Source organism: Fulvivirga ulvae, from assembly GCF_021389975.1.
Classification (GTDB): domain Bacteria; phylum Bacteroidota; class Bacteroidia; order Cytophagales; family Cyclobacteriaceae; genus Fulvivirga; species Fulvivirga ulvae.
This window is the reverse complement of sequence record NZ_CP089981.1, coordinates 6,841,017-6,854,322: the sequence shown is the minus strand read 5'-3', so window position 1 is coordinate 6,854,322 and position 13,306 is coordinate 6,841,017. Positions and strand designations below refer to the sequence as shown.

The 13,306-nt window shown below is 40.8% G+C and carries 15 protein-coding genes; 6 read left to right on the top strand and 9 right to left on the bottom strand.

What is annotated here, in order from left to right; translation table 11 throughout:
- Genes LVD17_RS27855 through argJ form a run of 3 tightly spaced genes read left to right on the top strand, consistent with a single transcriptional unit; the run spans position 1 to position 3,461 of the window.
- Positions 1 to 1,194, top strand: a complete 1,194-nt coding sequence (locus tag LVD17_RS27855; RefSeq protein WP_233763653.1) for an aspartate aminotransferase family protein — start codon at positions 1 to 3, stop codon at positions 1,192 to 1,194.
- Positions 1,191 to 2,225, top strand: coding sequence for an N-acetyl-gamma-glutamyl-phosphate reductase (argC, locus tag LVD17_RS27850; RefSeq protein WP_233763651.1), 1,035 nt, complete (start codon positions 1,191 to 1,193; stop codon positions 2,223 to 2,225). Before LVD17_RS27855 ends, argC begins: the two co-directional genes overlap by 4 nt.
- Before the next feature lie 24 nt (positions 2,226 to 2,249).
- On the top strand, positions 2,250 to 3,461 hold the full coding sequence (argJ, locus tag LVD17_RS27845) for a bifunctional glutamate N-acetyltransferase/amino-acid acetyltransferase ArgJ (RefSeq protein ID WP_233763649.1): 1,212 nt from the start codon (positions 2,250 to 2,252) through the stop codon (positions 3,459 to 3,461).
- A 226-nt stretch (positions 3,462 to 3,687) separates the two neighbouring features.
- Here argJ and LVD17_RS27840 read toward each other — a convergent pair whose 3' ends face one another.
- From LVD17_RS27840 to rpsF, 7 genes are all read right to left on the bottom strand, one after another.
- On the bottom strand, positions 3,688 to 4,611 hold the full coding sequence (locus LVD17_RS27840; protein ID WP_233763647.1) for a bifunctional helix-turn-helix transcriptional regulator/GNAT family N-acetyltransferase: 924 nt from the start codon (positions 4,609 to 4,611) through the stop codon (positions 3,688 to 3,690).
- 108 nt (positions 4,612 to 4,719) lie between these two features.
- Positions 4,720 to 5,553 (bottom strand): 4,5-DOPA-extradiol-dioxygenase, encoded by an 834-nt coding sequence (gene ygiD, locus LVD17_RS27835; RefSeq protein WP_233763645.1) that lies wholly within the window; start codon positions 5,551 to 5,553, stop codon positions 4,720 to 4,722.
- Positions 5,554 to 5,617: 64 nt separating this feature from the next.
- A complete protein-coding gene (locus LVD17_RS27830) occupies positions 5,618 to 6,283 on the bottom strand; it encodes an ABC transporter permease (protein ID WP_233763643.1) in 666 nt (221 codons plus the stop codon).
- A 10-nt stretch (positions 6,284 to 6,293) separates the two neighbouring features.
- Complete coding sequence (locus LVD17_RS27825) at positions 6,294 to 6,827, bottom strand: GNAT family N-acetyltransferase (RefSeq protein ID WP_233763642.1); 534 nt, start codon at positions 6,825 to 6,827, stop codon at positions 6,294 to 6,296.
- Positions 6,828 to 6,937: 110 nt separating this feature from the next.
- Positions 6,938 to 7,381 (bottom strand): 50S ribosomal protein L9, encoded by a 444-nt coding sequence (gene rplI, locus LVD17_RS27820; RefSeq protein ID WP_233763641.1) that lies wholly within the window; start codon positions 7,379 to 7,381, stop codon positions 6,938 to 6,940.
- A 13-nt stretch (positions 7,382 to 7,394) separates the two neighbouring features.
- Positions 7,395 to 7,646: a 30S ribosomal protein S18 gene (rpsR, locus tag LVD17_RS27815; protein WP_040495468.1), complete on the bottom strand. Its 252-nt coding sequence runs from the start codon at positions 7,644 to 7,646 to the stop codon at positions 7,395 to 7,397.
- Positions 7,643 to 8,011: a 30S ribosomal protein S6 gene (rpsF, locus tag LVD17_RS27810; RefSeq protein WP_233763640.1), complete on the bottom strand. Its 369-nt coding sequence runs from the start codon at positions 8,009 to 8,011 to the stop codon at positions 7,643 to 7,645. Before rpsF ends, rpsR begins: the two co-directional genes overlap by 4 nt.
- 200 nt (positions 8,012 to 8,211) lie before the next feature.
- Between rpsF and LVD17_RS27805 the strand changes: the two genes are divergently transcribed.
- From LVD17_RS27805 to LVD17_RS27795, 3 genes are all read left to right on the top strand, one after another.
- A complete protein-coding gene (locus tag LVD17_RS27805; RefSeq protein ID WP_233763639.1) occupies positions 8,212 to 8,958 on the top strand; it encodes a DUF547 domain-containing protein in 747 nt (248 codons plus the stop codon).
- 316 nt (positions 8,959 to 9,274) lie between these two features.
- Positions 9,275 to 10,141: a M57 family metalloprotease gene (locus tag LVD17_RS27800; protein ID WP_233763638.1), complete on the top strand. Its 867-nt coding sequence runs from the start codon at positions 9,275 to 9,277 to the stop codon at positions 10,139 to 10,141.
- A gap of 510 nt (positions 10,142 to 10,651) precedes the next feature.
- A complete protein-coding gene (locus LVD17_RS27795; protein WP_233763637.1) occupies positions 10,652 to 11,518 on the top strand; it encodes a M57 family metalloprotease in 867 nt (288 codons plus the stop codon).
- Between the two features lie 329 nt (positions 11,519 to 11,847).
- Here the strand turns inward: LVD17_RS27795 and LVD17_RS27790 are convergent, their stop codons facing one another.
- Together LVD17_RS27790 and LVD17_RS27785 are read right to left on the bottom strand one after the other, a co-directional pair.
- A complete protein-coding gene (locus LVD17_RS27790; RefSeq protein WP_233763636.1) occupies positions 11,848 to 11,961 on the bottom strand; it encodes a poly(ADP-ribose) glycohydrolase domain-containing protein in 114 nt (37 codons plus the stop codon).
- 365 nt (positions 11,962 to 12,326) lie between these two features.
- Positions 12,327 to 13,289: a DUF8428 domain-containing protein gene (locus LVD17_RS27785; protein WP_233763635.1), complete on the bottom strand. Its 963-nt coding sequence runs from the start codon at positions 13,287 to 13,289 to the stop codon at positions 12,327 to 12,329.
- Between the last annotated feature and the right edge of the window lie 17 nt (positions 13,290 to 13,306).

The window sequence follows — 13,306 nt, the reverse complement described above, 5'->3', positions numbered from 1 at the left end:
ATGGAAGCGTTAACAAACGCAACACTCAATGAACTTGACAAGGAATACTATTTACAAACTTTCAGGCGCTATCCGGTAGCTTTCAATAAAGGGAAAGGTACCAAGCTGTGGGATATTGAGGGCAACGAATACCTCGATGCCCTGGCAGGTATTGCCGTATGTAACCTCGGCCACTGCCATCCCGCTGTTACCGAGGCTATTTGTAATCAGGCTCGTGAGCTGGTGCATATTTCCAACTTCTTTGTAAGCAAGCCACAGGCTATGCTCTCCAAATTACTATGTGAGCTTTCCGGCCTTGACCGTGTATTCCTGTCCAATAGCGGAGCGGAATCGGTGGAAGGTGCCATCAAGCTGGCCAGGAAATATGCGCATAGTAAGCAAAGGGGCGGTAATGTGATCGCTATGCAGGGGTCGTTCCACGGCAGGACACTTGCAACCATCGCTATGGGGAAAAAGGCCATGCAAAACGGCTTTGAACCAATACCCCAGGGCTTTCAGCAAGTGGCTTTTAATGACATAAAAGCAGTGGAAAATACCATCGATGACCAGACTGCAGCCATTATTCTTGAGCCGGTACAGGGAGAGGGAGGTATTAACGTGGTGGACAAAGAGTATCTCCATCAGCTCAGAAAGCTTTGCGATGAAAAGGATATAGTATTGATATTCGACGAGATCCAATGTGGGATAGGAAGGACCGGTAAAATGTTTGCCAAAGAGCACTTCGGCATTGAGCCAGATATCATGACCCTGGCCAAAGGACTCGGAGGAGGTATGCCTGTTGGAGCTATTCTTTGCAATGAAAAAATAGGCTCGGCCATAGATTTTGGTGACCACGGTACAACCTTTGGCGGAAATCCGCTGGCATGTGCAGCTTCTTTGGCTACACTCAACATTATCAAGGAGCCCGAATTCCTCAAAGAAGTAGAGAAGAAAGGTGAATTTCTGAGAAACGAGATCAAAAAGAGCAATCCGGAAGGCCTGAAAGAAGTCAGGGGACTTGGCCTTATGGTTGGTGCCGAATTTGAATTTGAAGCCAAGCCGGTTGCCGCAAAAATGTTGGAACATAGAGTAATAGCCAATGCTACTGCCGACAAGGTGGTGCGTTTTGTGCCTCCATTGATCATTACAGAAGAAGAACTGAAAAAAGTAGTTGAAGTTATGGCTACATCTATTAAAGAAGTGAAAGCAAAATGAGCAAAAAGAAAGTAGGAATAATAGGAGCGACAGGTTACACAGGTTCGGAATTGGTCAGAATACTGCTTCATCACTCTGAGGTGGAAATAGCGGCCATTACTTCCGAGAGTAGAAAAGGAGACCGTTTTTCAGACGTCCATCCCTTTTTCAGGGGGTTGGTAGAAATGGAGCTGGTTTCCATTAAGGATATAGAATCCACGGATCTTGATGTGGTATTCCTTGCACTGCCCCATGGTGTATCCATGGATTTTGTCAAGGACCATGCGGAAAAACCTTATCCGATCATAGACCTTTCAGGCGATTTTCGTCTCGACAGTGCAGGAACCTATGAGGCCTGGTATAATAAGGACCATGTTTACCCCAAAGGTATTGAAGATGCCGCTTATGGCATTCCCGAGCTATTCAGGGAAGATATCAAGGGCAAAAAGCTTGTTGCTAATCCGGGTTGCTATCCCACAAGTGCAATCCTTGGGCTGGCTCCGTTGGTAGAGCACAATATGATAGAGCCCAATATTATAGTTGATTCGAAATCAGGAACAACCGGGGCAGGAGTAAAGGCTAAAACTGCCACACACTTCCCGAATGTAAATGACAACTTCAAAGCCTACAGTGTAAAAACCCACCGGCATACTATCGAAATTGAGGGCACTTTGAATAAAAAGGGAGAAGAGGATTTGATCATTCAATTCACTCCGCACCTGCTGCCGGTCGACCGGGGTATAGTTTCGACCATTTACGCTAAACCCAGAGCAGGAGTAGATACAGCCCGGATCAATGAGGTATTCAGGGATTATTATAAAGATGAGCCGTTTATTCGCCTTACGGACCAGCCTCCGGCTATCAAAGAGGTTCGAGGCACGAACTTTTGCGATATCTACTGCACCTATGATGAGCGGACCAATAACTTCATTACCATAAGTGCTATAGATAACCTGGTAAAGGGTGCCGCAGGGCAGGCAGTACAAAATATGAATTTACTATTTGGCTGGGACGAAACTGCCGGTCTCGGCCAAGTACCTATGAACCCGTAAAAACAACATCCAAACCATAAGAAGATGATTAAGAATTTAACCAATGTAAGAGGCATTACCTGTTGGGGGGCACATACCGGTGTTAAATCCATGCGTCGCGATCTGGCACTGATTTACTCAGAAGTGCCTGCCAGTGCTGCAGCTACATTCACCAAAAACCAGGTTGTGGCAGAGCCTATTAAAGTTTCAAAAAAGAATATAGCCAATGGAAAAGCCCAGGCTATTGTGATCAACGCCGGAAATGCAAATGCCTGCACCGGTGACCAGGGGAGGCAAGGCGCTGAAGCCATGGTAAAAACCACTGCCGAAGAGCTGGGGATTGATGAAGACCTGGTATTAGTGGCATCAACCGGGCTTATCGGAGAGCCATTTCCGACTGAAGATGTTGTAAATGGTATCAAAGAAAACGTAGGGAAGTTATCCAATAAGTCTAATGCTGGCTCATTTGCAGCCAATGCAATACTCACTACAGACACTTTTGCCAAAGAGGGCTTTCTGGAATTTGATGTCGATGGTATAGAAGTCAATATGGCGGGTATAGCCAAAGGCTCAGGCATGATCCATCCGAACATGGGCACCATGCTGGCTTTCATTGTATGCGATGTTGCCATATCGCCCAAGCTGCTTGACCAAACAGTGAAGGCGGCCGTAGACAAATCGTTTAACATGATCACCGTTGACGGAGATACATCTACCAATGATATGGTAGCAGTACTTTGCAATGGTATGGCGAAGAACCCCGAGCTTACCTCTAAAAAAGACCCTGGTTTCGAGAGCTTTAAAGAAAAGCTGGAAGAGATCATGATCCACCTTGCACAGACTATAGTCTCTGATGGTGAAGGCTGCTCCAAGTTTGTAAGGTATGAGGTAGTCAATGCGCCCAATGAAGAAATGGGTAGAAAGCTCATCCGTGAAATATCGAACTCCACATTGGTTAAGACAGCCCTGTTTGGCAGAGACCCGAACTGGGGAAGGATCATGTGTGCTGCAGGTAATGCGGGAGTACCCTTCGATTTTGAAAAAACTGACCTATATATGGGCAGTGATCAGGAACTGATCAAAGTGTTGAATCAGGGCAAACCTGAGGAGTTTGACCGAAACAATATGAAACGTGTGCTGAGGCAGTCACAGTTACATATCAGGGTAGACCTCAATAATGGTAAAAAGAAAGCAGAAGGCTGGGGATCAGACCTCACAACAGACTATGTGATGTTTAATTCCGTTTACACTACTTGATTTTGAGGTTTAGTTTGAAGTCAGGGACCGCTTCGTCATGTCTCCATGAAATATTGTCCTGTTTGGAGTATTGTGAGCCAGTAACAATGAACTGAAAATTGGCTGTCATTGCGTTGATGACAGGGTGAAGCGATCCCCTTGTTTTGAAGATTTTATCGATAGCAAAGTTCTCTGATTTTATATCTCTTTTAATGACAATAAACAACTTCTTTAAAACCTGTCACATTTACAAATCAAGCTCCATCTGGATATTTGATCGCTCATAAGGAGAGATTCTGCCTGCAACTTTTCGAAAGCCCATTTTCTGGTACAGACTGATGGCAGGTTTTAAGATAGTATTACTCTCAAGGTACAGTTTTTTTGCTCCTAATTGCCTGGCTTTGCTGATGACGGCCTGCCCCAGCAACCATCCGATATTCTTGCCCTGTGCTTTGGGTGAAACAGCCATTTTAGCCAGTTCGTAGTCATATTCAGGGTCGTTCATTTTTAAACCGGCACATACTCCGACAGGCTCATTATTGTATAAGGCCACAACAATAAAACCTCCATTGTCAATAATATATTGCTGAGGATTGTCCAGCGCCTTATGGTCTTCTGCCTCCATCTTAAAGAACCTGGAGATCCACTCTTCATTAAGCTTTTTGAAATCTTCCTGGTATATTGGAGAGTAGTCAATTACTTTGACCTTTTTGCTCTCATTTTCTTTTAGTTTTTCCTGTACTCTGCGGAGCAACGACTTTTCTTCCAGCAGATACTCCCACTCTTCAATGGCTTGCCACAGGTCATGCCTCGTCTGAGATATGATGTCTTCAATAACCTCATTGACATCTTTGTATTGTGCCTGTGCCTTATTGTTGACATCAATGCCCTTCTGGGTCAGGCTTACTACATTTCTGCGTCCATCGTTTTTGTCCTTAGTCTCAGCGACAAATCCTTTTTTTCCCATTTCCCTGATTATCCTGCTTACTGAAGGGTGAGAGTGCCCAATCTCCTTAGCAATAGCAGTAATTGTTTTTTGTTCGCCGTTTGATAAAACATAGAACACCGGAAACCACTTAGGCCTTAATTCTACCTGATACATTTTGTAAAGCTGGGTAGCATCTTCAGTAATTTTCTCTGTCAGCATGCGCAATCGGCTGCCGATTGCCATTTTACCTACTTGATTAAAAAATTTCATAATAAATTACGTAACTGGTTACGTAAATATAGTAAGAGTATTTGTTTTTCCAAACCACTGTTAAAATTTGTACCTGTTATATTATCCGAACTTCACTGAAGTCATATTCAATGAACCTCCGACAAGCTGATCATTAAAGAATTGAGGCTGGTCTTTCTTGTCTTGCAATGCCAGTAAATATATTAGCGGTAAGAAATGATCAGGGGTAGGGATAGCCAGTTTTGCAGCTTTTCCCAGCTTTTCGTAATGAATGAGTGCCTGATGGTCTCCTGCAGATATTTTATCTTTAAACAAAGCATGCATTTCAATAGCCCAGTCATACCCATAATCATGTTCATCAATTTTATTCCACGCTATCATACCCAGATTGTGGATCATATTTCCGCTACCTATAATGAGTACGCCTTTTTTACGGAGTTCGGTAAGTTCTCTTGCGAGGTAATAGTGATATGCTGCAGATTTGTAATAATCTATACTAAGCTGCAATACCGGAATATTAGCTTCCGGGTACATATGCCTTACGATGGTCCACGTTCCGTGATCGAGACCCCATTCATGATCCAGTCCAACAGTAGTAGAAGTAATGAGTTTTTGCGTTTCATGAGCCAGATCGGGGTTTCCGGGCGCAGGATATTGTACCTCAGATAAAGCCCGCGGAAAGCCTCTGAAATCGTGTATGGTTCTTGGGTTATTCATTGCCGTTATGTGTGTACCTCTGGTGAGCCAGTGAGCCGATATTACCAGTACGGCCTTTGGTATAGGTATTTGCCGTCCTACATCTTTCCAGCTTTTGCTGAACGCATTGTCCATAATGCCGTTCATAGGAGAGCCGTGCCCAATAAACAGTGCTGGCATTATTTGCTCCTGTTTACCGAGGCTTTCAGTATACCGCTTAAAAGTTTTAAGTGAATCCATAAGTGAAGATAATATTTAATGTTTAAACATTAAATAAAAGCCGATAATTCACATGGTATCTCAATCATTGTTTTACAGATGCTTCGAAATAGGAGTCCTTCACGATCTTCCCGTCATAAAAGTCAAATTCAGCGATCCTGCTGCTATTAGGTAGTGCTGATTTGATATGATAAACTTTATCATCGGTTAGTGTGGGAAAATTTTTTATGGTATCTCCGTTTCGATAAAAGTATACTTCTGTCACAAGTGTGTCATAAAAATAGACTGCAGAGCGAAACTGTTCACCTGATTGATAATAACTTTCAGTGTTCTGGTGTTTCAGATCATTTTTGTAATTGGTTACAGCGCACCTTGGGCCAAATTTATAATACTCAATTTTGAGAGTCCTATTACTGTCTAACCAATAAGTTACAGTTTTGAAATTTGGCTTTGTTGCCTTTATTATGGTTTTTGGAGTGTAATTCTGATTGATGAAAAATGCACTGGTTATTAAAACAAAGGCAATTGCTAATACAACAAATATAGAAAGCTGGATGAAAATCAGCTTCTTTTTTTGTTGCCTTACCTTCTTGCAGATCCGGCCAAGAGTTTCTGGGTCACAGTGTTGGTAGGTATAATTTTTTCCGTTCTTTTTAAACTCCTGATCATAGAGCTTTTTGACTTTTTCGAAGGCAGTCTTAGGTTTTCTTGTGTAAACCTCTTTTCTCATTCCAAAACCCATATATCCCATAAATCGCGCTTTAATTAGCTTTTATCTCATATAAAACACATTTACTTAGTCTTTTATCTTTAGCAAGTTCAGGGTGTACGAAATTTCCAACTTTACTCATACCGATCTTTTTCATTACGCCTTCAGATTTAGCATTTATAGCCGGAGCTATAGCGTAAATATGTGTTAGGTTTAGCTTGTCGAATGCATAATCCAGGCAGGCCTTTGCACCTTCGGTAGCATAACCATGGTTCCACATGCTTTTTTTGAGTCTCCACCCTATATCGATGCAGGGAGTGAAGTCAGCTTTAAAATCTTTGTTGGAAATGCCAATGAAGCCTATTAATTCCTGGTTTTCAAGTTTGTCAACTGCAAAATAGCAAAAACCAAATGCTTCATATTCCCTTTGCATTCTTATGATGAATGATTTTGTTTCGTATTCAGTCAGGGTTTTCGGAAAGAACTCCATAACCTCACTGTCTGAGCAGAGGCTGAACAGCTCTTTCAGGTCTTCTGCTTTCCAGTTTCGGAAACCTAACCTTTGGGATTGGAATAGATACTGCATCTATGAATGGAACGTCCGTTTTAACTCTTGGGTTGTGAAAAACAGAATGCTCTGAAAACAAAAAAGCCGTGAGGTTTTCCTCACGGCTTTGATTTCTATGTACATCTGATTTACTCAGCTACAACCTTAATAGTGATTTCGTGTTGAACTTCTTTGTGAAGATCAAGTGTAACTTTGTATTCACCGAGATCCTTAATATTTTGACCAAAAGAAATTTTCTTTTTGTCGATATCAAAACCTCTGGCTTTCAAAGCTTCAGAAACCTGATTGGTAGTGATAGCGCCAAATATTTTTCCGCTTTCACCGGCTTTGGTTCCTAACTCAATAGTAAGGTCACCAATGCTCTTAGCTAATTCTTCTGCGTCTTTTTGTATTTTCTCAGCTTTGTGAGCAGCTTGTTTGATGTTCTCAGCGATCATTTTGCTATTAGAGTTGTTAGCAATGATAGCATAACCCTGAGGGATCAAATAATTTCTGCCATAACCTGGTTTTACGTCTACTGTATCGTTTTTGTAACCAAGTCCTGCTATATCTTGTGTTAATATTACTTGCATGATAATAGTCTTATTATTTTAAAGAATCGGTTACATAAGGCAATAATGCCAGGTGTCGGGCTCTCTTTACAGCTTGAGAAACCTTTTTTTGGAATTTCAGGCTGGTGCCGGTAATTCTTCTTGGCAAGATTTTACCTTGTTCATTTACAAATTTCAACAAGAAATCAGGATCCTTGTAGTCAATATATTTTATACCATTTTTCTTAAAACGGCAATATTTGTTTTTGTTTTCGTTCCTGTTTACAGGTTCGTTCATTAATGTCATGATGCAGCCTCCTCCTTAGGTTTCTTTTTGTCTTTTCTAAATGCGCCTTTTCTTCTTTTTTCGTTGTACTCAAGAGCATGTTTGTCGAGTGCAGTAGTGAGAAATCTCATTACAGCTTCGTCTCTTCTGAACTCAGTCTCCAGTTTGTCCACCAATTGAGGGTCTGCCTTGAATTCTACCAGATTGTAAAAACCGGTTGACTTGTGCTGGATTGGATAAGCCAGCTTTCTTAAGCCCCACTGTTCTTCATTAATTACTTCGGCTTTGCCGTCAGTAAGTACCTGGATGAATTTCTTGACAGTATCCTTCATCTGTTCTTCAGACAAAACGGGATTTAAAATGAATACCGTCTCGTAATTTTTCATACTTTAAATAATTATGGTTGTTAAATTTTTGGTCTGCAAAGGTAGTTAAATACTATAATAATCAAAAGTTCTGTCTTAAAATTATGTCAGGGTAGACTACTAACAGTTTGACCTGATCTTCCTGTGAAGATAATCGTAAAGATCTGTTTACAGGAGCACGTATTATTTAGTCAGAGATATTGAAAATAAATGTTGATGAAATGAGATGGTTATTCCTTATACTATTACTGGCTGACTGCACAGGAGCTTCGCGTCAGACGGTACCCCGACCACCGTCGCATGATATATGGGATAAATTATTACAAAAACATGTGGATAAGGCCGGCTGGGTAGACTACAAGGGTTTTGAAGAGGATAGTGAGATACTGGAGCAATATCTGGAGCTGCTGGGTAGTAATGCACCTGACAAAAAGCTGTGGAGTGAAGATGAGCAACTGGTGTACTGGATCAATGCTTACAACGCCTTTACGGTTAAGCTCATCGTTGATCATTATCCTTTAAAGAGTATCCGTGATCTGGATCCTTTGCTGAGCATTCCAACCCTTAATACGGTATGGCACAGGAAGTTCTTTAAAATAGGAGGAAGGAAAACAAGCCTTGACGAAATAGAGCATGAAATATTGAGAAAGCAATTTGAAGAGCCCAGAATACATTTTGCAATCAACTGTGCTTCATATTCTTGTCCGCCCCTGCGTGCAGAAGCATACAGAGCTGACAATATAAATAATCAACTTAATGAACAGGCCACTTTGTTTATTAACGATCCGTTGAGAAATCATATAAAAGAGAATCAGGTGGCACTATCCGCTATCTTTGATTGGTTTCAAGAGGATTTCACTCAAGATGGCTCTGTAATAAAGTATGTTAACCAATACAGCCATACCCCTATATCAGAATCAGCAGATGTGGAATATTTGCCTTACAGCTGGCAGTTAAACGAGAAATAGTCAGCAATGGGTTTGTATGTTTTACATTCAAATGCCGTACTAATTAATGTTATTATTATCATTAATTATTTGTTTTTGAATTTTATTACCTTATTACTCAACCGGATTTTTCCCCTTTGTTTGTCCCGTAATTTTCCCTTTCACATTGCTTCACCTCTTTTAAACGGCAGAAAATTGCCTCGCTTTATAAATTTTTAAATACAAGGTGTCGGTGAAAAGTTACATTGGTGTGATCGGGCTCTTGTCCGGATAGATTCCATTAAATATGATTTTTAAATTTGTTTATAATATTTTTTTAATCTAACCATTATTTATTATGAAAAATTTAAAAATTAATTATTATGTATTGGCAATAGTGATTGTCAGCGTTGTTACTTTTTCCTGTAACAAGGAGGAGTATGTAGAGCCTGTGTCTGTATCAGATGCCGGAGCAATTATTACGGATGAAGTTAAAAGTCAGTTTAAGGAATTAGGATTTGATGCCAGTGACATTACCCTTACGGGCTATGAAGAGGTGCTCGATCCTGATTATGAAAGTGGGAACTACTTGCTGGAAGGAGACATAGCTATTAAGCCGGAAGACATTAAAGGTATGCTAGGGAGTAGTTTGTACTACAAAGGGCCCGTTGGTGAACAGTATCATACCTACAACCTCGTATTTTCTTTGCCCCGGACCATAAGTATCATTGGTTATACAGGGGGCAGTCTTGCTCTTGATAATACTATGAAAACGGCCTTAAGCTGGGCGGTTGCAAATTATAATGCCTTAAATATCAATATGAATTTCTCGTTGACCTTCGGGACTAACTATGGGCCTCATGATATAGTTGTATATAAGGTTTCGGGGCCCGGGGGAGGGCAGGCAGGTTTTCCATCAGGGGGTGATCCGTATAAATATGTGCGTATACAGGATGGCACCAGCGCCTACGGGACAAATGTTGTAGAACATGTAATCACGCATGAAATAGGACATTGCCTGGGACTTCGTCATACCGATTGGTTTAACAGGTCGCTTTCATGTGGAGTAGGGGGGAGTGAAGTAGATGCACCTCCGGGAGCTGTTCATATTCCTACTACACCTTCCGGTTATGATCCCAACTCGGTTATGCTGGCTTGTTTTACTACCTCTGAAAGCGGAGAGTTTGGGTATTATGACAGAGTGGCACTGGAGTATTTATATTAATCAGGATAAAATCAGGGTCATCCGGTTAATTAAAATGCCACATTAGGTATTGATTTGCTGAAAAAACCGGATGACCTTACTTCTTCAGTCCCTGCTTTTTATTTCTTAAGCGTAAGATTCATTTTCTGCTCCCGGTTGATATAAGTTAGTAAGGTCATAGCAAATTGCTGCGGCAGAGGGTCGGCTAGTCATTGAGAAAGAGATAGTTGTTTAAACACCAAGCTTAATTTTGTCTATTCATTATAGCTTTAAGGTGTTTAAAATCTGGGTTTAATTATTTAATTTTTTGTTAAACATTACATAATTTTTAAAAACTTATTTTGTTTGTATTTTTATAATTGAAATTTAATTTCGGTATTAAGCGACTCTACGAAATTAAATTTCAAAATTTCTATCATTGTTGATGTAAATATTACATGTGTAATTAAATATCAGAATTTATTTGCTTCTGTATTCCCAACAAGTCCTATCTTGCGATCGAAATTTTTTTCAACCTAAACCATTTTATGTATGAAGAATGTTAAAAACGCTCTGGCGATCGTATGTGCGTTTGCCATTGTAGCTGTCTTTGTTTCCTCTTGTTCTCAAGAAGAGGAAGTTGCACCAACCTCAAACAACAGTCAACTTGCAATTACGGATGATGTAATGGCTAAGTTCGGTGAACTTGGTTTCGATGTTGGTGATATCGATGTTACCGGTAAAACTGAAATGCTTGACCCAGCTTACGAAGCCGGAAACTATTTATTGGAAGGAGATATAGTTATCACTCCTGAAAACCTTGCTCAAATGCTTAACAGCAGTGTTTACTACAAAGGACCTGTTGGTGAGCAGTATCGTACCAATAACCTTGTGGGAGGTCTGCCCAGAACTATCAGAGTGATGGGATATACCGGAGGTTCAAACGCTTTGGACAATACTATGAGAACTGCTTTGCAGTGGGCTATTGATAACTATAATGCTTTAAACACTAACCTGAACTTCACACTTACTTTCGGTACAAACTACAGCTCTTACGACATCGTAGTTTACAGAGTTAGCGGTGGAGGTGGTGGACAAGCCGGTTTTCCTAGCGGTGGCAATCCATACAAGTTTGTTCAGATTCAGTCTGGTACCAGCAGCTATGGAACTAACGTAGTGGAGCACGTGATCACTCACGAAATTGGCCACTGCCTTGGTCTTCGTCACACTGACTACTTCAACCGTTCGCTTTCTTGCGGATCAGGTGGAAATGAAGGTGACGGTGGTGTAGGTGCAATCCACATCCCTGGTACTCCTACTGGTTTCGATGCAAATTCAATTATGCTTTCTTGCTTCTCTTCAGGAGAGGATGGCGAATTTGGCAACTATGACAGAGTAGCTTTAGAGTATCTGTATTAATACAGATTAAAGAATTAACATTGGAAGGCCGCGTTAGAAGATGCGGCCTTTTTTTATGCAAGATTTCAAGGTTGAATGGTTTTATGGCTATAAAACTATCAGCTTGAAGTTTACTGCTAAAATCACTAAAACCTGTCTGTTTCTATTTTAATCCTGATTTTACCAACTCTTTGACTGATTGCTATGAACAGCTGTGTGTCAAACACAGAGCCGAAAAGTTAGTATCTCCTTAGAAATTCCACTTGATCTTTCTTTACACTCTTACTATAGTAGAGCTTTAGTGGTATTGTGCTTCCATACAAGCTTGTATCCTTGTTCAGGATAACAGTTCATGGGCAGGGGGGCAGTCCTGTAGCACTTGCAATACATTCTTCCTGAGCCTGACCTCCTCCCGGGAAATCGCCATCAGAATTTTTTGCTGATGCAAAGTTTAAACAAACCACATCCGTATTTGCCCTTTTGGATCATCTCCCCCGCGGCACCCAGCGTGATTTTATTATTTACAAAGAATTTGGCGGGCCTCGTAATAGTAATGAGAAACCTTGTTTTTATTAGTTCATCACGTATCTCTGGTGAGCATACCCTGGTATTCTCTTCGGCAAAAGCTTGTTCTGCTTTTATGGAAATCTGTCCACTTTTGTTATTGATAATCCTTGTTCCAGTATTTCAAGGGTGCTTAGTGCTATGGTTTGCCTGTTTTTTCAGTTTTCCATTCCTGTACATCTCAGAAACGTGGACATAAAAAAAGAGGTCGTACTGAAGCCAGGGCTTTGATACAACCTCTTTTGTGGAACTGAGTGTTGATACTTTATTTCACTTCAAATTGCTTGCTTCCCATCTTATACCCTTCGGTGTACACTTCAAGAGTATAAAGTCCTTCTTCCCATTCGCTGCCTTTCTCATATTCAAAAGTCAGTTGCTGGCGGGTATTGTCAAACAATATCTCCTTATTAGAAGTAAAGAACTCCTCCTTACCCTCATACATGAAGGTCCCTGATCCTTTGGCCACATCAAAAATAACCTGGCCGTTACCATCTACAATACGTACCATAATGTCTTTACCTTCAATAGGCGCAACATTATTTTCGGCAATGTTGAATACAACTTTTATTTTATCAGCTTGTCTGCTTTTAAATGGTGCTTCCCGCTCTTTACCTCTGCTATTAACAGCATAGATCTGGATGTTCTCGACTTTTAGTTGAGATGCCAGTTCCACTTTGGATACCAATTCCTCTTTTGATTTGGTGACCTGGCTCAGGGAGTCGAAAAGCTGATTCTTTTCAGTTTTTAGTGATGTATTCTCTGTTAAAAGCTCGGTGTTTACATTTTTTAGCCTTTCTATCTCTTCGTCTTTGGCTTTAAGCAAAACTTCATAGCCACCAACTTTATCTTTCAGGTTTCTGATCGTACTTCGGTTGGCCCTCTGCTGGCGGCTCAATTCCTCTTCAATGTCGGCTTTGGCTTTCTGAAGTTCAGAGACATCGCCTCCTAACTTTTCTATTTCCGCGATCTTTTCATCGAGCTCATGGCTAATATCTGTGAGGCGTTGCATAGTAACTGCCAGCTCCTGCTCGGTACTGGCCAGCTGATTCTCCGTAGCCACGCTTTCCTGGTGATCCAGGTATATTTTAATGCCTTGAACAATGATAATAATCGCAAGAATAGCCACAATAATAGCAGTTTTTCTACTTGATTTTTTACTATCCCTGATTACAGGTTCTTTATGTTCTTCCTTTTTAATAGGATCGTTACTGGATGTATTTTCAGTCATAGTTAGTTTAAATTATA